Consider the following 18,768-nt stretch of genomic DNA (forward strand, 5'->3'; position numbering starts at 1 on the left):
GACATCAATTTTAGCATTAAAGCCGAATATTTCTTTTGAAAAAGCTCTTTAACTCGGCTGTTGATTGCAGTTAGCAGGCATTCGCTTATCCATGGGCGGGCGGTGAGCCTCCTCGCCGCTTTGCGCCTGCGGGGTCTCACCTTTCCCGCTGGTCCCGCAGGAGTCTCATGCCTTCCACTCCAAACAACAGGTGGTAATAAATCAACAACATACATGAACAAAGCCTTTGAAAAAAAACATGAAAACCAACAAAACCGAACGATTACGAAGCTCTATATTAGAGTTTCAAATAATAGTTCGGTTTTTTAATTAACCGGGAACCTTTTGTCTCAGCCTCTTCTCTCTTTGTTATTGACTGACGATCTTATTTAATACTTCATTATCGAATTCTTTTGATCGGATCATATCAATTTCAAATTTGTACGGCGGCTTTTTGTTTTTCTTATCTTCGCCAACATATGGTGTTTCAAGAATTTTAGGAAGCCCGCTCAGGGACGGATGATGCACGATGTCTACCAGCGCATCGAATCCGATATGTCCGAACCCAAAATTCTCGTGGCGGTCCTTCCTTGCACCGATCGGATTTTTACTGTCATTTATATGCAGCACCTTTAGACGGTCCAATCCAATGATGCGGTCAAATTCCTCCAGCACTCCATCGAAGTTATTGATAAGATCGTATCCGGCATCATGTGTATGGCACGTATCAAAGCACACGGATAGATGCTCACTGTAGTGAACCCCCTCCATAATCTGTGCCAGTTCTTCAAAGTTCGAACCGATTTCAGACCCTTTTCCTGCCATTGTTTCAAGGGCGATCTGTACGGTTTGATCCTTAACGAGCACTTCGTTAAGTCCCTCAATGATTTTTTTAATGCCCGCTTCTGCTCCCGCTCCGACATGGGCCCCTGGATGGAGCACAATTTGTTTTGCGCCGAGAGCTGCGGTCCGTTCAATTTCTGAACGCAGAAATTCTACGCCGAGTTCGAATGTGCTTGGATTAACAGAATTTCCAATATTGATGATGTATGGGGCATGAACAATGATCTCGCCGATGCCGTTTTCTTTCATATGTGCCTGTCCAGCCTCAATATTCAGATCCTCAATCTTTTTCCTTCTCGTGTTCTGAGGAGCGCCCGTATAAATCATAAAGGTATTCGCCCCGTATGATGCTGCTTCCTGACTTGCAGCCAGCAGCATGTGCTTTCCGCTCATTGAAACATGAGAGCCAATCCTAAGCATTCCTTGCCCTCCTATTTTTCTCTTCTTTTTATTCTCCGCTGTTTCTTTTTGACCTTATCCATTTCCCATTTCATTTTCCGTTTATAGCCGGGTTTGACTTTCTTCGGCTTCCGGATTCCATGTTTCGCACGCTCGTCAGCATCACGGTCGGTTTTCGGGCGGTTTTTCCTGCGGTGGCGGTCATCCGCTTCTTTCCATTCAGAACCGTCTAGGTCTTTGTATTCAAACTGGATGCCCATTTTCTCAAGTTTCGCCAGAGCGTCTTCATCGGATGTTTCATAAATGGTAGCTGCGATCCCTGAGTAGCCTGCACGTGCAGTCCTTCCCACACGGTGGATGTAGAAGTCCAGATCCTGAGGCAGTTCAAAGTTAATGATGTGACTCACGCCTTCAATATCGATTCCGCGGGCGGCGAGGTCTGTCGCTACTACGTATTGAAATTCAAGATCATTGACCTGCTTCATCACTTTTTTCCGTTCGCGTGGCGGCAGGTTTCCGTGAATGCGCCCGACTTTAAGGCCCTTGGCAGCGAGTTCGTCCGCAACTGCATCAGCCATTTTTTTTGTATTTGTAAAAACGATGGCCAAATACGGGTTGTAAGACTGAAGCATTTCATAGACAAGTCTCGTTTTGTTTCTGTGTTTAAGAGGAACAAGAACATGCTGAATCTTTGCAGCTGCTGCCTGTTTCGGTGCAACATGCGTAAATTTCGGGTTTGCCATGTATTTTTTTAAGAAAGGCTTCAGCTTTTCGGGAATGGTTGCTGAAAATACGAGCATTTGAAGCTCTTCCGGCATACCGCCTGCAATCCGGTCTACATCTTCCAGGAAGCCCATATCCAGAATCATATCAGCTTCATCTACGACTAAGGATTTAGCCTGATGAACAAAAAGAGCCTTTTCCTTCAGCAGGTCATGGATTCTTCCAGGCGTTCCGACGACAATCTGAGGCTGCTGCTTCAGTTTATCAATAGACCGCTGCTTATCAGTTCCGCCGGTGAAGCACTTGGCAGTAATGTCTTCTTCATGATGAGCAATTAATTTAAGAACCTCTTTATAGATCTGATTCGCCAATTCTCTTGTAGGGGACGTAATAACAACTTGAACAGTCTGGGAAGCGGGATCCAGGTTATTTAGCAGAGGAAGCAGGTATGCATGGGTTTTTCCAGTCCCTGTTTGAGACTGCCCGATGACACTTTCTCCTTTTATGATTGAAGGGATAATTCTTTCCTGTATTTCTGTTGGCTGTTTAAAGCCTAAATCTTTCACTGCTTCTATTAGAAACGGCTTTAGCTGCAATCGTTCAAATTTCTCCATAGTTTTCATAACTCCTTAATAATCTGCCATTCCTGATTTCGGATGTTCCGTATCCGGACAGGTTTAACCATTTTCACATTATATACGAAATCCAGGCAAAACACCAATCTTCCTGAGCCCTTTCCCGGCAAATGAAAAACCTTTTTCAGCCTGGCGCATATTCTGTAAGAGGCAAGAAGTCAGAAAGGAGTGAGACGATGTTTCCACAAAGACCAATGCCGCCGGGCGGCAATCCTGGAAGAGGATTTATGCAGGGACCCTTTCCAGGCGGACAGATGGCTGGAAGAGGCCCGGCTTTTATGGGGAGACAGCCTTTTAATGGGCAGGTGCCAGGCGGCCGCGGGTTATTTCAAGGCGGTCCTTTTGGCGGAGGGCCGGCCGGCTTTGGCGGTTCACAAGGATTTGGAGGGTTCGGCGGACCGGTTCAGGGAGTTCAGCAGGCTGCCGGGAGCGGCGGAATAAAAGGCCTGCTATCGCGCTTTTTACCTTCTGCAGGCGGGGCCGGAAATGTTGCCGGAGCGGCACAGCAAGGCATCCAGGGGCTCGCAAATCCAGCAAATATCACGGGGATGCTCGGCAATGTCCAAAAGGTTTTGGGCATGGCTCAGCAGGTTACACCTATGGTTCAGCAATATGGTCCCCTCGTCAGAAATTTGCCTGCTATGATTAAAATTTTCAGCCAGATGAATAGTGACGATACGGAAGAAGACACACCTGCAGAAGAAAACAAGGCGGTAAAACAGGCACCCGCAGCCGGCACAGCTAAGAAGAAGAAAGAACCTGTATCAGATGGTGCGGAGTCCGTTCCGGAAATAAGTCCTGAGGAAAAAAAGACTTCCCCCAAGGGAGCATCAAAACCTAGACTTTATGTATAAGAGTTTTGCAGTCTTTCCTCCAGTTCGTTATAATGGGAGCAGGGTATTATAAAAAAAGCCGGAAGCCGGCTTTTTTCTATTCGTTTCCTGTTTAGGAGGAAGATATATGGATGTAATTAAAATTGCTCCACGCGGATACTGCTATGGCGTCGTAGATGCGATGGTCATTGCCAAGAATGCCGCAATGGATAAAACATTGCCAAGACCGATCTACATTATAGGTATGATCGTCCATAATAAACATGTTACAGATGCATTTGAACAAGAAGGAATCATTACTCTTGACGGTACGAACCGTCTTGAAATCATGGAACAAGTAAATACGGGCACTGTCATTTTTACAGCCCATGGAGTTTCTCCGGAAGTCCGCCGCATTGCGGAAGAAAAAGGGCTCGTCAGCATTGATGCCACCTGTCCAGATGTGACAAGAACGCACGATCTGATTCGTGATGTAAAAGCAAAAGGCTACGAGGTCATCTATATCGGCAAAAAGGGGCACCCGGAGCCAGAGGGTGCCGTCGGAGTGGCCCCGGATATCGTTCATCTCATTGAAACCGTCGATGATGCTGCAGCTCTGGAAATTCATTCGGAGAAAATCATCGTAACGAATCAGACGACGATGAGCCAATGGGACGTGTATGACATTATGGAAAAGGTGAAGGAGAAGTTTCCCCGTGTGGAATTTCACCAGGAAATCTGCCTCGCCACTCAAGTTCGGCAGGAGGCTGTGGCTGAACAGGCAAAGGATGCCGATTTGACCATCGTTGTAGGTGACCCAAAAAGCAATAACTCCAACAGGCTTGCACAGGTTTCCGAGCAAATTGCGGGCACACCCGCCTACAGAATTTCGAACCTTTCCGAGCTTAAGCTGGAATGGCTGAAGGGCGTAAAGAAGGTCGCCATTACTGCCGGAGCATCCACCCCGACACCGATCACCAAGGAAGTCATCTCTTTCCTTGAGGGGTATGAAGAAGATTCAGATAAAGACTGGCAGGTAGTCCATGCTGTACCATTGAATAAAATTCTCCCAAAGGTCCGGGCGAAGAAATAAACAAAGGAGTTCCGGTGAGACGGAACTCCTTTTTCTATCCTCTATACTGCTATACCGTGTCAGCATCCAGCCTGTTTTCCCGCTCTGCCTCCTTCTTCATTTCATAACAGGCACCTGCTATTAGCAGGGCGAGGCAAGTCATCATCAGGATTGGAAAAGCTGTAAATTGAATATCTCTTGCGAACAGGATAACAGCCAGTCCTAGTATAAGCATGGCGGAAGGAGGGTATATATAAGATTTAGACTGATACAGCCAGGCGAAAGGAAAAAAATGACCTGCTGTGATGACACTAATGGTAAAGGGAAGTGCTCCCGGATCGGTAAAGCAAATATATGCCATAAGCGGTCCCATCAGAGCAGGCACCGCTGCAAGAATACCAGAGAGTCCTGACAGCGGATTAATTTTTTTGAACATATCCGTCTTCATCCATTTGGAAATCAGGATGCCGGCGGGGAAAAGCAGTCCTGTTCCGTACAAATAAATAATGGCAAGAGTACTCTCATTTTTTATGACAAAACTGAATATCAGCATAATGAACCAATATAAAAGAGCGCCCGTGATCATCGGTACTCCTTTTTTATTGTTTAAAGCCAGCTGATTTCTTGCAGTGTTCAGATCCATGAAGCCCATCCCCTTTTCTGCCTGACTTAAATAAACTTGAACGGATCTGTATGGATTTCTGAAGGAATGATGCTGACTTCATAATTCTTCTCTTCGCATAATGAGAGCATGGCATCTGTCACTCCCTGTTTCATTACCTTTTCCACATGATGGCCGGGATCCACAATATTCAGGCCCATCATCATTGCATCATGAGCGGTATGGTAATACATATCTCCTGTAACAAAAACATCCGCCCCGCTGAATTTCGCATCTTTAATGTACTTGTTTCCGTCCCCGCCAAGCACCGCACATTTTCTGATTACGGCATCCAGATCTCCAACAACCCGCACAGCTTCAACATCAAGAGCTTTTTTTACAAACTCAGCGAATTCTCTGAGGGACATTTCCTTCTCCAGCTTGCCGACCCTTCCCAGTCCCATAGGAAGTCCTTTCTGATCCAGTGTAACCAGATCATAGGCGGCTTCTTCATACGGATGAGCTTTAAGCATGGCAGAAATGACTTTTTTCTCAATTGATTCAGGGATAATGGTTTCAATCCGGATCTCATCGGCTTTTTCCAGCCTGCCTGTCTCACCTAGAAATGGGGAGGCTCCCTCAAGCGGCAAAAATGTCCCTGTTCCCCGGGCTGCAAATGTGCAATGGCTGTACTTTCCGATATTTCCTGCTCCCGAATCACCGAGCGCCTTTTTGACCGCTTCAGCATGATCTGCGGGAACAAATACAGTCAGCTTTTTCAATCTCTCTTCAGTTACAGGGGATAACACCTTCGTATCCTGCATATTTAAGGCAGCAGCTAAAAGATCGTTCACACCGCCGTTTGTGACATCCAAGTTTGTGTGGGCTGCATAGACGGCTATATCGTGCTTGATGCATTTTTCCAGAAGCTTGCCTGCCGGCTGGTCCGTTCTCAGCGAATGAAGCGGCCTGAAAATGGGCGGATGATGGGCGATAATCAGATCAGTATTGGATTCGATCGCTTCATCAATCACTTCATCCAGGACGTCCAATGCAATCATAACCTGCTTAACGGGTTTATTAAGCGTTCCGATTTGAAGTCCTATCTTATCCCCCTCCACCGCGTATTTTTTAGGGGAAAACTGCTCAAAAAGCTCAATAATTTCAAAACCATTCGGTATTTTGCTCATTCCAGTACCTCCCTGGTGATCGATATTAGGTGTTCCATTTCACGGCGTTTGCTCAAGGATTCTTCGGTTTGTTTTCCCTTCCCTATTTGAGCAGCCACCTTTTCCCAGTGGAGCATTTCATGTGTCCATTTCTTCTTAAATACTTCATTTTTTTCTTCCATTAAAAATGGACCAAACAGAATAGCCTGTTCCCGTTCTTTTCCTTCATAAGGCTTTAAAGGATTCCCTTTTTCAGCGGCAAGAATTTCATAGATTTTCTGATCCTCTTCCAGGATGCTCTCGCCGGTTAGCTCCCAGCCGTTTTCTATCAGCCACGATCTGATGAGATTCGCATTTACATTTGGCTGCAGAATCAGCTTTTCTGCCACATCCAGTTTGTCTTTTCCCGACTCCAGGATTTTGGCAATCAGGCCTCCGCCCATTCCGGCAATTGTGACACAAGTGGCTTCTGACGGCTTCAGCACTGACAGACCATCCCCTTTTCGGACGTCGATCAAATGCTGCAAACCAGTCCGCTCCACCTGCTTAACAGCGGATCGATAGGGACCCTCCACCACTTCTCCGGCAATGGCTTTTTGAGCCTTGCCATTCATAACCGCAAAGCATGGCAGGTAGGCATGGTCTGACCCTATATCAGCAAGGACAGAGCCCTCCTGAATATAATCTGCTACCGCTTCTAATCTTCTCGATAATTTTAATTCATTCATGTCCGTCACCTTTTGCCTATAATTTATGTATACTCCTTTTATTTTAGGTGAAGTGAATCACGATGTCCAACGGCTGCCGCAGCCAAACAAAAAACCCCTTCAGCAGGGGCATTGAGCACATTATTTAAGTTCGGAAACCCATTTTGCCACTTCATCCAGCTTCTTTTCGTCAGGTACCAGGTTTGGAGGCATTCCGCCGCCGCCGTTTTTGATTTTGTCTTTAATTTCATCTACGCTTAATCCTGTACCGGCAAGCTTCGGCCCTACCCCGCCTTCATAGTTTTCACCATGGCAGGAGATGCACTTTCCCTTATAGATTTCTTCTGGAGAAAGGTTTGCGACATTTTCTGTCTTAGGCTTTTCTTCATCTCCGCCAGCCATTTTTTCAGCATCACCAAGCCCTTTAACCGAGAAAAAGAGCATGAGCCCTATACCGAAAACAGCAATTAAGACAAAAGGTATTAGCGGATTCCGTTTCATTATTTCTCCTCCCAGACTTCGTCTCTCTCTGTATGTAGTAATCGCCATAAACTTCCTTCATTTTACTTTATCTTAGAGGGAAGGAAAAGAGAAGGAATCAAATTTCATCCAAAACTTTTATCTTTTTCCAAATAATCAGCTCAGCATCCGATCTGCCTGGCAATAACCATTCTTTGGACTTCACTCGTCCCCTCGCCAATCTCAAGCAATTTAGCGTCGCGTAAAAACCGCTCTACATGATAATCCTTCATGTACCCATAGCCGCCATGAATCTGAATAGCCTGGTTCGTAACCTCTGAACAGATTTCGGAAGCATAAAGCTTACACATGGACGCTTCTTTCGTAAAGGCTTTCCCCTGATCCTTCAGCCACGCTGCTTTATAAACCATTGTTCTTGCAAGCTCAACTTTCATGGCCATATCTGCCAGCTTAAACTGAATAGACTGGAATGCGGATAAGCTTTTGTTAAATTGCTTTCTCTCCTTCGCATAAGCCAGCGCTTTTTCGAAAGCGGCCTGGGCAATTCCCACTCCCATTGCTCCAATCCCGATTCGTCCTCCGTCCAGTGTAATGAGAAACTGCTTAAAGCCCTTCCCTCTTTCTCCAAGCAAATTTTCTTCAGGAACGATTACATCCTCAAGGACCAGCTCGGTTGTATTTGATGCATTCAGTCCCATCTTGTCATAATTATCAATAACTGTAAAACCGGGTGAATCCGTTGGAACGATAATAGCACTGATCTCTTTATGGCCCTCTTTTCTGCCTGTGATGGCTGTAAGGGCCAGGAACTTAGCGTAGGAAGCATTAGTAATAAAGCACTTGCTCCCATTAATGACGAAGCTTCTGTCTTTTAAAACGGCTTCAGTAGCCGTACCCCCTGCATCAGAGCCGGCGTTAGGCTCAGTCAGACCGAAAGCACCTAAAGACTCCCCTGAACAGATTTTAGAAAGATATTCCCTTTTTTGCTCCTCCGTCCCAAAGAGATGGATCGGCGCTCCTCCCAGTGAGATATGAGCTGAATAGGTAATTCCGGTAGATGCGCACGCTCTGCTTAACTCCTCTGTCACTATAGCAAAGCTCACCGTGTCCGCTCCGGCTCCGCCGTATTCTTCCGGAAAAGGAAGTCCAAGCATCCCCATCTCGCCCAGCTGCTTAAAGACGTGCACCGGAAACTCTTTTGTCTTATCTCTTTCTTCTGCCCCAGGTGCAACCTCAGCAATGGAAAACTCCCTTATCGTTCTTTGTACCATTTTCTGTTCAGCCGTTAACTCAAAATTCATCCAATCCCCCCTGAATAATGAACACGCTTACAATAACAGTATAAGAGGAAAGGGGTTTTTTCACAACTTTTAAAATATTTAATATTCTATTCCTCTTTAAAAGCAGCTAGAGGATAAAAGAAGCAGCAGTCATCAGGATTCCTGCAGTCCCTGCGGCAAAGAAGGAGCGCAGCTTAAAACGAACGGAAAACAGGATCCACATAAGACTGTTCAGCACGACAGCTGCTGCATATGCAGGTGTTCTAGGCCAACCCAATAAGTCTGCACCTGTAAGAGAACTAAATAACAGGATCGAAAACACAACTCCCATGTAATAAAAAACGAGTTTCTGTTTTCTGCTGAAATATAATGCGGGTAGCATCCCGAGGAGAAAAGCAGCAAACAGGGCCATTTGCAATGAAGAGTTCATTTCAGTAAAATAGATAAAAAGTGATGCAGGCATCAGCAACATGATAAAAATTGGGATATAGAAACCCGTCTTTTTTCTTCGCTTTGCATCATTCTCCTGCTCTCCCTCTGTATAAAGTGCAAGAAGGAAATCACAGTATGTATCCGGAAGAAGCTTGCTTGACTTCCAGTGCCTGATCTCGTCAATAATGATTTTTTTTCTATCCATGTTCATTCAGTCATACCTCACTGGGTCTATGATACCTTTATTGTAATGAGGTTTGCATTCTTCGTAAACATAAATTATTTTAGTAAGCGCTTACCCCGGAATTATTATAGGGATGGAGAGATTAGGGAGCTTCATATTAATTCGCAGAAGTGCTGGATAAAAAAAAGAAAGACGGTTATCCGCCTTTCCTTCCTACTCCAGAAAATCTTTTAATCGCTTGCTTCTGCTTGGGTGCCGAAGCTTTCTTAAAGCTTTTGCTTCGATTTGACGGATACGCTCGCGGGTAACACCAAACACTTTGCCGACCTCTTCCAGTGTCCGTGTACGGCCATCGTCCAGTCCAAAACGGAGACGAAGGACATTTTCTTCACGGTCTGTAAGCGTATCAAGAACGTCTTCAAGCTGCTCCTTTAGAAGTTCATAAGCAGCATGCTCTGAAGGTGAGGTTGCGTCCTGATCTTCGATAAAATCCCCGAGGTGGGAATCATCTTCTTCACCAATCGGCGTTTCAAGTGATACCGGCTCCTGAGCAATCTTAAGAATTTCCCTTACTTTTTCAGGAGTTAAATCCATATCCTCTGCAATTTCTTCCGGTGAAGGCTCACGTCCAAGATCCTGAAGGAGCTGCCGCTGAACACGGATTAATTTGTTAATGGTTTCGACCATATGCACAGGAATACGGATTGTACGGGCCTGATCGGCGATCGCTCTTGTAATGGCCTGACGGATCCACCACGTAGCATACGTACTGAATTTATACCCTTTGCGGTAGTCGAATTTTTCAACAGCCTTCATCAGTCCCATGTTTCCTTCCTGAATCAGGTCAAGGAACAGCATGCCTCGTCCGACATAGCGCTTGGCGATACTTACAACGAGACGAAGGTTTGCTTCAGCAAGACGGCGTTTAGCCTCTTCATCGCCTTCTTCGATCCGTTTAGCCAGTTCAATTTCTTCATTGGCCGATAGAAGGTCTACACGCCCGATCTCTTTTAAATACATTCTGACAGGATCATTGATTTTGACTCCCGGCGGAACGCTCAGATCATTCAGGTCGAACTCTTCTTCTTTCGCTAAATCCTGTATGTTAGGGTCTTCTGCTTCACCATTTTCTCCTTGAAGCTCAACACCTTGTTCACCAAGAAATTCATAATACTCATCCATTTGGTCTGATTCCATTTCAAAGCTTGACATACGTTCAGCAATTTCCTCATATGTCAATGAACCGCGCTTTTTACCGATCTCGGTAAGCTGATCCTTTACTTGATCCAGCGTCAGTTCTGTGTCATGGGTTTGTTTGTCAGCCATTGGATCCCCTCCTTCCAAAACTTGAAGCCTTCTCAGGCAGTTAGATTTTTCGCTGCCTTATCATAAGACGGCTTAGTGTGCTATAGATGAACTCCATGTAAAATGGATGGTCATTTTTTCAGTATCCTGATCATTGCGCAGCAGCCTGCTGCTGAACAATGAACCGGTGTATTCCCTTAGGATCAGCCCCTTAAAGAGCGCTTGAGCTGAACGATCTCCATGGCAATTCTCGCTGCTTTTACAAAGTCGCGCTGCTTCTCTGCCTCGTTTTTCTCCGCTTCCTTTTCCTGCAGATCGCGGATTTTTGGATAGTTCAGGATCTGTTTCATGTAATCCTGGATTTCGGCAGGGGCAGGATCATCACTGACTTGCATCATGGCTATATCTGATGCTGCAGACATCAGTTCTCTGCTTGGGAGCCTTTGGAGAAAGGTGCTGATGTTTCCGTCGGATCCTTCTTCATAATAAGCAAATAAATAAGTGGCAATTGCGCGGTGCTCTTCAATATTAAATTCGATCCCGAGAGTATCCAGCACCTTTTGGGCGGCGTCCCTGCTCTTCAGCATATGGGCAAGCAGCATCCGTTCAGCATTATGATAGGCCGGAAGCAGCTTTTTCTTTTTTCGGGGTGCCATAGGCTTATCAGCAGCCGCCCTGTTCTGCTCCGGTTTGCCTCTCGGCTTTCCGGAAGTTCTCGCAATCTCACCAAGCCTCTCTTTTAGGATCTCCATTCCTATTGAGTATTCCTGAGAGAGCTGTTTAAGATAGATCTCCTGTTCAAGCGGATTGGATAATTCAGCAATCTCCTTAAGAATCTGCTCCATATACTGAATTCTTTCCGCTTCATTCTGAAGATTTTTCCCGCGTTTAAAATAATTCATCTTAAAGGCCATAACAGAGACGCTCGCCCCTATTACATCCTGGCGGAACTTTTCAGCTCCATACCGGTTGATGTAGTCATCAGGGTCCAAGCCATCCGGGATCATGGCTACTTTAACAGCCGCACCAGCCTGAATCAGCGTTTTAGCAGAGCGCAGCGTGGCTTCCAGTCCGGCTTTATCGGAATCATAGCAAAGCACGATCTCCAGACTGTTGCGTTTTAAAATCTTAGCCTGTTCATCTGTCAGCGCTGTTCCCATTGCGGCAACGGATTGCTCCACTCCTGCTTTTGAAGCGGAAATCACATCAGCAAAGCCTTCAAGAAGCACCGCTTGCTGATGTTTTCTTATATGTAGCCTTGCTTTATGGAAATTGTACAGCACCTTGCTTTTATTAAATAATTTCGTTTCAGGGCTGTTCAAATACTTGGGCTGTTCGTCCGTGAGCACTCTTCCTGAAAAGGCGATCGTATTCCCATTATGATCAAGAATAGGAAACATGATCCGGTTTCGAAAGCGGTCCAGGAAATCGGATCCGTCGTTCTTTTTCACCAGCAGCCCTGCCTGTTCCATCAGCGGGAGGCTGAAACCTCTTTTGGCCAGAAATTTCGCTGCAAAATTCCAGGAAGGAAGCGAGTACCCGATTTCAAAATGCTCGATGGATTCTTTGGTGAACCCTCTTTGAATCAGATATTCCAAGGCAGTCTCGCCCTCTTTTGTATTTACCAGCAAATGGTGGTAAAATTTCTTTAGAAGCTCATGGGCTTTTAGCATGACAGCAGAATCCTGGTCACGGCCCTCTCCTGAAGGTTCCGAGAGCTTAGGGGTATCTTCCGGAAGGGCGATCCCTTCTTTTTCTGACAGCTGCCGAACCGCTTCAACAAATTCATAGCCTTCCATTTGCATGAGGAAGGAAAAGACGTTTCCCCCTGCTCCGCAGCCAAAGCAGTGAAAGATCTGCTTATCTGGAGAAACAGAAAAAGATGGTGTATTTTCACCATGAAACGGACAAAGCCCAAAATAATTGCGGCCCTGTTTTTTTAATTGAACGTATTCTCCGATCAGATCGACGATGTCCACGGATTGCTGAATTTTATTGACAGCATCCTCAGGAATTCTCTGAGCCATACTAACATCCCCGTGTTTCAATTATTCGAGACTTAGGATTCAATCCCTGCAAGTTTCGACAAGATTTTTTCTAAGGAATCTGCAAAATTTTTGCGGTCTGCATCCAGAAAAGGCTTCGGTCCTTTGGAATGGATTCCCTCTCTTCTGCCTTTAGCAGATAAATACCGGAATTGTAAAGCCGTGTCTATATTTTGCTCTGTATAATGTTTACCCCGTGGCGTCAAAACCATAACGTTTTTTTTCAGGAGCAAGCCTGCCAATCCAATATCCTGAGTGACCACAATATTGTCCGGTCTTGTGTGGTTAACGATATAGAGGTCTGCCGATTCTTTTTCAGCATCCACATACACCCACTTTTTTCCGAGTGTTTCCATCGTCATGTGGTTGTACGATGCTACAAACACCGTCTCCGCTTGATAAGCATCAGCCAGCTGTACGATTTCATTCTTAACTGGGCAAGCATCGGCATCGACAACTATTTTCAGCTTTTTTTCGGCATTTTTCTCTATTCTCCATCACTCCGTTAAAATCCTTCTTTCAAAGCAGAATCCTGCAACTGAACATGCAGCACCGGAAAACAAGTCCAGCCTGCTTGCTTCAGCTTCCAGTTAAATCAGTCTTTGTCGATTTATTTTTGCTGAATCCACTTGACAGATACTAGTAAATAGTTTATTCTACCGCTTCAAAGTCTAAACCTAAAAAGTGTAATTTTATCACAATTTTTTATTATAATACAAAGTCTCTACTTTTTCTATCCTTTTGATTTAATTTCGCAGAAGGATTTTTGCTCGTCCTGTATTTATTCAAATGAAAGCCCGGCTGAACTTTTTTCAGCTGGGCTTCATTCATCATTCATTTGTCAACAATGCTTTGAATGCACCTTTAAGGCAGGATAGCAGAATTCCCTTATCCAACCGCTATTGCTATTGTCCAGCTTCGGGCGCTACCGTCTCTCAGCGCTGGGCAAGCGCCCTCCGCTTTTCTTATTGTCCAGCTCCGGCGGCTAGCCTCTCGAGGTCATAAGCCACTCATCCTGCGGAAGGGAGGACGCCTTCCTCCGGCTGATTGTCTTATGCTTGTCGAGGCTGCACAAGCCGCCTCCGCTTTTCTTATTGTCCAGCTCCGGCGGCTAGCCTCTCGAGGTCATAAGCCACTCATCCTGCGGAAGGGAGGACGCCTTCCTCCGGCTGATTGTCTTATGCTTGTCGAGGCTGCACAAGCCGCCTCCGCTTTTCTTATTGTCCAGCTCCAGGCGCTAGCGCTTCGGCCGCTTCGCTCTCTCGGTCAAGGCAAAGTGCGCCTTTCGGTCGAGAGCTCCACCGTCTCTCAGCGCTGAGCAAGCGCCCTCCGCTTTTCTTATTTACTCATGATGGTTTGGATGATGTTTGCTGTTTCTTCTACCGCTTTATTGGATACATCGATGACGTTGCAGCCGATTCGGTCTACGATTTTATCAAAGTATTGTATTTCTTCATTGATCCGGTCAATATTTGCATAGATCGCCTGATCATTCAGGCCGAGTGATTTTAGGCGCTCCCGCCGGATATTGTTGAGCTTTTCAGCACTGATTTTTAAACCGATGCATTTCTTAGGAGGAATCTTAAAAAGTTCTTCCGGCGGTTCTACTTCCGGTACGATTGGAACGTTGGCTACTTTAAAGCGTTTATGAGCAAGGTATTGGGACAACGGGGTTTTAGATGTCCTTGATACCCCGATCAGGATGATGTCCGCTTTGAGAAGTCCTCTCGGATCGCGGCCATCATCATATTTTACGGCAAATTCAATCGCCTCTACTTTTTTGAAATAATCTTCATCCAGCTTGCGAACCCGGCCCGGCTCATACTTTGCCTGAATGCCATAGGATGTTTCCATTTTATCGATCAGCGGACCGATGATGTCGTGAATCGGCACGTTTCTGACCGAAGCAAGCTGGATCAGATAATGGCGCAATTCAGGGACTACGAGTGTAAAACAAATGATGGCTCCGTCCATTTGCGCATAGGATACGACCTCTTCAAGAGTGGTTTTGTCCTCGACATACGGAATACGCTTAATGACGGTATTCGCCGCTGTACCGTTGAACTGGCTGATTGCCGCTTTTACGACAAGTTCTGCTGTTTCCCCTACTGAATCGGATACTACATAAATGACTCGGTTGTTCATCCCGTTCCCCCGCTTCCCTTAAGCTAAATAATATCGTTATCTGCAAGCCTCATCAGAATTTTTGTCATATTGGTCTTTGTGATCCTGCCAATGACCTCAAACCCTTTATCTGTATCCCGGATGATCGGGAGGGCGTCTATTTGCTTTTCTATAAGGGATTTTGCCACGTCCATGATATAGTCATCATTCCGGCAGACGGTTATGTTCGGCATCCGTGTCATGATGATGTTTACAGGGATGGAGGCAAGCTCCTGTTTGCCAATGCTTGCGCGCAAAAGGTCCTTTCTGGAGAGTACTCCGACAAGCAGTGAATCTTTATCTACAACAAATAAAGTGCCTACGTCCTCCAGAAACATGGTGACAATCGCATCGTACACCGAGACACCTTCACTTACGACTACAGGGATGGATTGAAAATCCTTTACCTGCAGCTTTTTGAGCTTATCACTTAACAATTGATTTCCCGTTTTTCCTGTATAAAAATAGCCCACCCTTGGCCTTGCTTCGAGATAGCCAGACATTGTGAGGATGGCAAGGTCAGGCCGCAGAGTAGCACGTGTCAGATTTAATTGATCCGCTATATGTTCCCCGGTTATCGGCCCGTTTTCCTTCACGATTTGAAGGATGATTTCCTGCCGCTTGTTCAGTTCGATTAGACTCACCACCAGTTCCGGCATTCTGCGGATCAGCTGCTTCCGCAAAGATTATGTAAAGAATGAAACGATACCATACCTATTATATATGATACTCCGCAGAAAAAAGGCATGAAATAGAGCAGTGGATCCTGAAAAACAGGATCCGGCTCCCCCATTATTTTACAAGGATTACGTTGGTTTCGGCAAATGAATGGATCACCTCGGCGATTTGCTTCATCTGGGCAAGCCGGTTTGTTTTGATTGCCTCTTCCTTTGCCATTACCATTGTATGCTCGAAATAAGCTGTAATCTCAGGGGTCATTGACTTCAGGAAGGCAAATGCCCTTCGGAAATCGGACGCCTCCGTGGCTTGATGATAGCCGGCAATGGCTTCTTCTGCTTTTCGATGCAGGATTGCTTCTTGTTCATTTTCAAATAGCTCTGGGTTTACGACAGCAGTTTCATCTGCTTTCCCTGCTATGTTCAATACCCGTGAGAAGGCTTCAATTGTTTCTTTAAATCCTTTACCGGCAGTTTCGGCGTCCAGCAAGACTGCACGCTGAACCATAGAGGTAACTTCCATATCAGAGGATTGAAGAATCGCTTCCACTATGTCATAGCGGATTTTCTTCTCATCCATAACATATTTCGCTCTCATTTTGAAAAATCCTGTTAAATCCTCTATTCGTTTTTCAGATGGAGCGGATGGCAGAAGCCCGTTGGAAAGCTGGAACAGCTCAGGCAATGAGATCTTCCAGTTATTAGCAAGAAGGATCTGGACGATGCCGCTTGCTTGTCTTCTTAGGGCATAAGGGTCCTGAGATCCTGTTGGGATCATGCCGATCGAGAAAAACGCACATATTGTGTCCAGCTTATCCGCAATGGATACAACAGCTCCAGCCTGAGATGCAGGAACAGGGTCATCCGAGTGTCTTGGGCTGTAATGCTCATTGATGGCTGCGGCGACCGCTTCTTTTTCGCCAAGAATTTTTGCATACTTTTCTCCCATAACCCCTTGCAGCTCCGGAAACTCGTAAACCATATGGGAAACCAGGTCAAATTTGCTGATTTGAGCCGCCCGTTTTGCATCTGACCGAACCGTTTCATCCAGTTCCAATCTCATAGCCAGGGATTCTGTAAGTGCTGTAACTCTTCTCACTTTATCTCCAACTGTACCCAATTCTTCGTGGAAAACGACTTTTTCCAGTTTGCTGAGTGCGGCATCAATTTGCAGTTTATGATCCTCTTTGTAGAAGAAATCAGCATCGGACAGACGGGCTCTCAGAACCTTTTCGTTCCCCCGCGCCACCTGCTCAAGATACTCTTCATTCCCGTTCCTGACGGTAACAAAATGCGGGAGCAGGACTCCGTTTTGATCCTTTACCGGGAAATAGCGCTGGTGTTCCTTCATTGTGGTGACCAATACTTCCTCAGGAAGGGAAAGATAATCCTTTTCAAAATTGCCATACAGAGCAGTAGGATATTCAACGAGATTGTTTACTTCCTCAAGAAGCTCTTCATCAACCGGAATTACCCAGCTATTTTCAGAGCCCAAGCGGTCCAGCTGCTTTCGGATCGTATCCTTCCGCACGTCCGGATCAGCGATGACATATTGATCTCTAAGCTGATCCTCATAGCTTGACGGGCTCTCAATGCGGATGGAGTTCGAGCCAAGGAAACGATGGCCGCTTGTCGTATGGCTGCTGTGCACCCCTGCAAGCTCAAAAGGAATAACCTCTGAGCCGAATAAAGCGGTTATGCTCTTAATCGGGCGCGCATACCGCATATCCTGAGTTCCCCATCTCATATTTTTGGGAAAGGTCAGACTGGATACTACTTTATCAAGGCCTTTGAGCAGCTCAAAGGTAAGCTTGCCTTTTATATGCTTTTGGACATGAACGTATTCAACCCCGTTTATTTCTTTAAAATAAATGTCCTCTACGGCAGCACCCTGGCCGCGGGAGAACCCAATTGCAGCTTTACTCCAATTCCCTTCTGAATCTAAAGCAATCTTTCTTGATGGTCCTTTTGCTTCTTCTGTAACATCCTCCTGCTTTTCAGCCAGTCCTTTGACAAGAACGGCCAGCCGGCGGGGGGTTGAAAGCCGGTGAATGGACTGATACGGAATGGCAAGTTCGTTAAGCCAGCCTTCCATTTTTTCTCCAAGCTGGTTCATCGAGCTGGTAACAAACCTGGCAGGCAATTCCTCCAGTCTGATTTCCAGCAGCAGATCTCGATTATTCATGAATTTCCGCCTCCTCATCCTTTACCATAGGGAAGCCTAATTTTTCCCTTTCATCATAGAACGTCTTTGCCACTTTACGCGCCAAGTTACGGACCCGGCCGATGTAGCCGGTCCGTTCCGTCACCGAGATGGCTCCCCTTGCGTCCAGCAGATTAAACGTATGAGAGCACTTCAGCACGTAATCATACGCGGGATGGACAAGACCTTCATCCATCTGACGGTGTGCTTCCTTTTCGTAAACTGTAAATAAATGAAAGAGCATCTCGGGATCAGACGTCTCAAACGTGTATTTGGAATGTTCATACTCCGGCATTCCAAAAATGTCCTTCACTGTATATCCTTCTGTCCACTCGAGATCAAACACGTTTTCTTTGTCTTGAATGTAAGAGGCCAGCCGCTCAATGCCATATGTAATTTCCACAGAAACCGGCTTGCATTCCAGCCCGCCAACCTGCTGAAAGTAGGTGAACTGGGTAATTTCCATGCCATCCAGCCAGACTTCCCAGCCCAGTCCTGCACAGCCTAATGAAGGGTTCTCCCAGTTATCTTCAACAAAACGGATATCATGCTTTAACGGGTCAATCCCCAATGCTTTCAATGAATCCAGGTAAAGCTCCTGAATGTTATCCGGTGATGGCTTCATAATGACTTGGAACTGATGATGCTGATAAAGCCTGTTCGGATTTTCCCCATAGCGTCCGTCTGCCGGGCGTCTTGAAGGTTCAACGTAAGCAACATTCCAGGGCTCAGGTCCGATTGCCCGTAAAAATGTGTAAGGGCTCATTGTTCCGGCACCTTTTTCAGTATCGTAGGCTTGCATTAAAATACAGCCTTGATCTGACCAGTGCTTTTGCAGCGTCAAGATCATATTTTGAATGTTCATTTCTTTTCCCTCCAATTTATAAAGCGGCAGCGAAACGAGAAAAAACTCCCGCCCCTATGCCATTCAATCATGACATAGGGACGAGAGTTACCCGCGGTTCCACCCTACTTGGGAGACCGGGAGAAATTCGCCCCTGTCTTCCCCTCTTTTAACTGAACATGCTCCGGAATGCCTTTCCCAGCTGCCTGCAATCC

17 protein-coding genes are annotated in these 18,768 nt (G+C 46.0%); 2 read left to right on the forward strand and 15 right to left on the reverse strand.

Translation table 11 applies throughout. The features are described 5' to 3' along the window. Window positions 1-348: 348 nt before the first annotated feature. Both ACQCVE_RS13765 and ACQCVE_RS13770 read right to left on the reverse strand, forming a co-directional pair. A complete protein-coding gene (locus ACQCVE_RS13765; protein ID WP_426845608.1) occupies window positions 349-1,242 on the reverse strand; it encodes a deoxyribonuclease IV in 894 nt (297 codons plus the stop codon). Between the two features lie 11 nt (window positions 1,243-1,253). Continuing rightward, complete coding sequence (locus ACQCVE_RS13770) at window positions 1,254-2,558, reverse strand: DEAD/DEAH box helicase (RefSeq protein ID WP_426845606.1); 1,305 nt, start codon at window positions 2,556-2,558, stop codon at window positions 1,254-1,256. 197 nt (window positions 2,559-2,755) lie between these two features. Between ACQCVE_RS13770 and vrrA the strand changes: the two genes are divergently transcribed. Further along, window positions 2,756-3,433, forward strand: a complete 678-nt coding sequence (gene vrrA, locus ACQCVE_RS13775; protein ID WP_426845604.1) for a VrrA/YqfQ family protein — start codon at window positions 2,756-2,758, stop codon at window positions 3,431-3,433. A 106-nt stretch (window positions 3,434-3,539) separates the two neighbouring features. Further along, window positions 3,540-4,484, forward strand: coding sequence for a 4-hydroxy-3-methylbut-2-enyl diphosphate reductase (locus ACQCVE_RS13780; protein WP_426845602.1), 945 nt, complete (start codon window positions 3,540-3,542; stop codon window positions 4,482-4,484). A gap of 49 nt (window positions 4,485-4,533) precedes the next feature. Here the strand turns inward: ACQCVE_RS13780 and ACQCVE_RS13785 are convergent, their stop codons facing one another. The 13 genes from ACQCVE_RS13785 to glyQ all read right to left on the reverse strand — a co-directional run bounded on the left by ACQCVE_RS13785 (window position 4,534) and on the right by glyQ (window position 18,574). Continuing rightward, complete coding sequence (locus tag ACQCVE_RS13785; RefSeq protein ID WP_426863155.1) at window positions 4,534-5,106, reverse strand: DUF7010 family protein; 573 nt, start codon at window positions 5,104-5,106, stop codon at window positions 4,534-4,536. Between the two features lie 26 nt (window positions 5,107-5,132). Next, window positions 5,133-6,254 (reverse strand): Nif3-like dinuclear metal center hexameric protein, encoded by a 1,122-nt coding sequence (locus ACQCVE_RS13790; protein WP_426845598.1) that lies wholly within the window; start codon window positions 6,252-6,254, stop codon window positions 5,133-5,135. After that, a complete protein-coding gene (locus ACQCVE_RS13795) occupies window positions 6,251-6,961 on the reverse strand; it encodes a tRNA (adenine(22)-N(1))-methyltransferase (protein ID WP_426845596.1) in 711 nt (236 codons plus the stop codon). The genes ACQCVE_RS13790 and ACQCVE_RS13795 overlap by 4 nt, the downstream gene beginning before the upstream one ends. A 120-nt stretch (window positions 6,962-7,081) precedes the next feature. Continuing rightward, window positions 7,082-7,441, reverse strand: a complete 360-nt coding sequence (gene cccA, locus ACQCVE_RS13800; protein WP_426845594.1) for a cytochrome c550 — start codon at window positions 7,439-7,441, stop codon at window positions 7,082-7,084. 140 nt (window positions 7,442-7,581) lie between these two features. After that, window positions 7,582-8,721: an acyl-CoA dehydrogenase family protein gene (locus tag ACQCVE_RS13805; protein WP_426845592.1), complete on the reverse strand. Its 1,140-nt coding sequence runs from the start codon at window positions 8,719-8,721 to the stop codon at window positions 7,582-7,584. A 106-nt stretch (window positions 8,722-8,827) separates the two neighbouring features. Further along, a complete protein-coding gene (locus ACQCVE_RS13810; protein ID WP_426845590.1) occupies window positions 8,828-9,343 on the reverse strand; it encodes a hypothetical protein in 516 nt (171 codons plus the stop codon). A gap of 186 nt (window positions 9,344-9,529) precedes the next feature. Next, window positions 9,530-10,642 carry an RNA polymerase sigma factor RpoD gene (gene rpoD, locus ACQCVE_RS13815; RefSeq protein ID WP_426845588.1) on the reverse strand — a complete coding sequence of 371 codons (1,113 nt, stop codon included), beginning with the start codon at window positions 10,640-10,642 and terminating at the stop codon, window positions 9,530-9,532. Between the two features lie 182 nt (window positions 10,643-10,824). Further along, entirely contained in the window at window positions 10,825-12,648 is a 1,824-nt protein-coding gene (dnaG, locus tag ACQCVE_RS13820) for a DNA primase (RefSeq protein WP_426863156.1), read from the reverse strand. 32 nt (window positions 12,649-12,680) lie between these two features. Then, a complete protein-coding gene (locus tag ACQCVE_RS13825) occupies window positions 12,681-13,157 on the reverse strand; it encodes a YaiI/YqxD family protein (RefSeq protein ID WP_426845803.1) in 477 nt (158 codons plus the stop codon). 847 nt (window positions 13,158-14,004) lie between these two features. After that, window positions 14,005-14,811, reverse strand: coding sequence for a pyruvate, water dikinase regulatory protein (locus ACQCVE_RS13830; RefSeq protein WP_426846595.1), 807 nt, complete (start codon window positions 14,809-14,811; stop codon window positions 14,005-14,007). Between the two features lie 23 nt (window positions 14,812-14,834). After that, window positions 14,835-15,473 carry a helix-turn-helix transcriptional regulator gene (locus ACQCVE_RS13835; RefSeq protein WP_426846609.1) on the reverse strand — a complete coding sequence of 213 codons (639 nt, stop codon included), beginning with the start codon at window positions 15,471-15,473 and terminating at the stop codon, window positions 14,835-14,837. 148 nt (window positions 15,474-15,621) lie between these two features. Continuing rightward, the gene (gene glyS / locus ACQCVE_RS13840) at window positions 15,622-17,691 is read right to left on the reverse strand and encodes a glycine--tRNA ligase subunit beta (RefSeq protein ID WP_426846593.1); all 2,070 of its coding nucleotides are present in this window, start codon (window positions 17,689-17,691) and stop codon (window positions 15,622-15,624) included. Further along, complete coding sequence (gene glyQ, locus ACQCVE_RS13845; protein WP_426846591.1) at window positions 17,684-18,574, reverse strand: glycine--tRNA ligase subunit alpha; 891 nt, start codon at window positions 18,572-18,574, stop codon at window positions 17,684-17,686. The genes glyS and glyQ overlap by 8 nt, the downstream gene beginning before the upstream one ends. Window positions 18,575-18,768: the final 194 nt, after the last annotated feature.

It is taken from the genome of Metabacillus sp. 113a, assembly GCF_050107635.1.
Lineage (GTDB): Bacteria > Bacillota > Bacilli > Bacillales > Bacillaceae > Metabacillus_B.

Coding starts and splice junctions, on each gene's coding strand:
- ACQCVE_RS13770 (WP_426845606.1), bottom strand. CDS start 2,558: ATGGAGAAATTTGAACGATTGCAGCTAAAGCCGTTTCTAATAGAAGCA.
- glyS (WP_426846593.1), bottom strand. CDS start 17,691: ATGAATAATCGAGATCTGCTGCTGGAAATCAGACTGGAGGAATTGCCT.
- ACQCVE_RS13765 (WP_426845608.1), bottom strand. CDS start 1,242: ATGCTTAGGATTGGCTCTCATGTTTCAATGAGCGGAAAGCACATGCTG.
- glyQ (WP_426846591.1), bottom strand. CDS start 18,574: ATGAACATTCAAAATATGATCTTGACGCTGCAAAAGCACTGGTCAGAT.
- cccA (WP_426845594.1), bottom strand. CDS start 7,441: ATGAAACGGAATCCGCTAATACCTTTTGTCTTAATTGCTGTTTTCGGT.
- ACQCVE_RS13810 (WP_426845590.1), bottom strand. CDS start 9,343: ATGAACATGGATAGAAAAAAAATCATTATTGACGAGATCAGGCACTGG.
- ACQCVE_RS13795 (WP_426845596.1), bottom strand. CDS start 6,961: ATGAATGAATTAAAATTATCGAGAAGATTAGAAGCGGTAGCAGATTAT.
- ACQCVE_RS13805 (WP_426845592.1), bottom strand. CDS start 8,721: ATGAATTTTGAGTTAACGGCTGAACAGAAAATGGTACAAAGAACGATA.
- ACQCVE_RS13780 (WP_426845602.1), top strand. CDS start 3,540: ATGGATGTAATTAAAATTGCTCCACGCGGATACTGCTATGGCGTCGTA.
- ACQCVE_RS13830 (WP_426846595.1), bottom strand. CDS start 14,811: ATGAACAACCGAGTCATTTATGTAGTATCCGATTCAGTAGGGGAAACA.
- ACQCVE_RS13785 (WP_426863155.1), bottom strand. CDS start 5,106: ATGGATCTGAACACTGCAAGAAATCAGCTGGCTTTAAACAATAAAAAA.
- dnaG (WP_426863156.1), bottom strand. CDS start 12,648: ATGGCTCAGAGAATTCCTGAGGATGCTGTCAATAAAATTCAGCAATCC.
- rpoD (WP_426845588.1), bottom strand. CDS start 10,642: ATGGCTGACAAACAAACCCATGACACAGAACTGACGCTGGATCAAGTA.
- ACQCVE_RS13790 (WP_426845598.1), bottom strand. CDS start 6,254: ATGAGCAAAATACCGAATGGTTTTGAAATTATTGAGCTTTTTGAGCAG.
- vrrA (WP_426845604.1), top strand. CDS start 2,756: ATGTTTCCACAAAGACCAATGCCGCCGGGCGGCAATCCTGGAAGAGGA.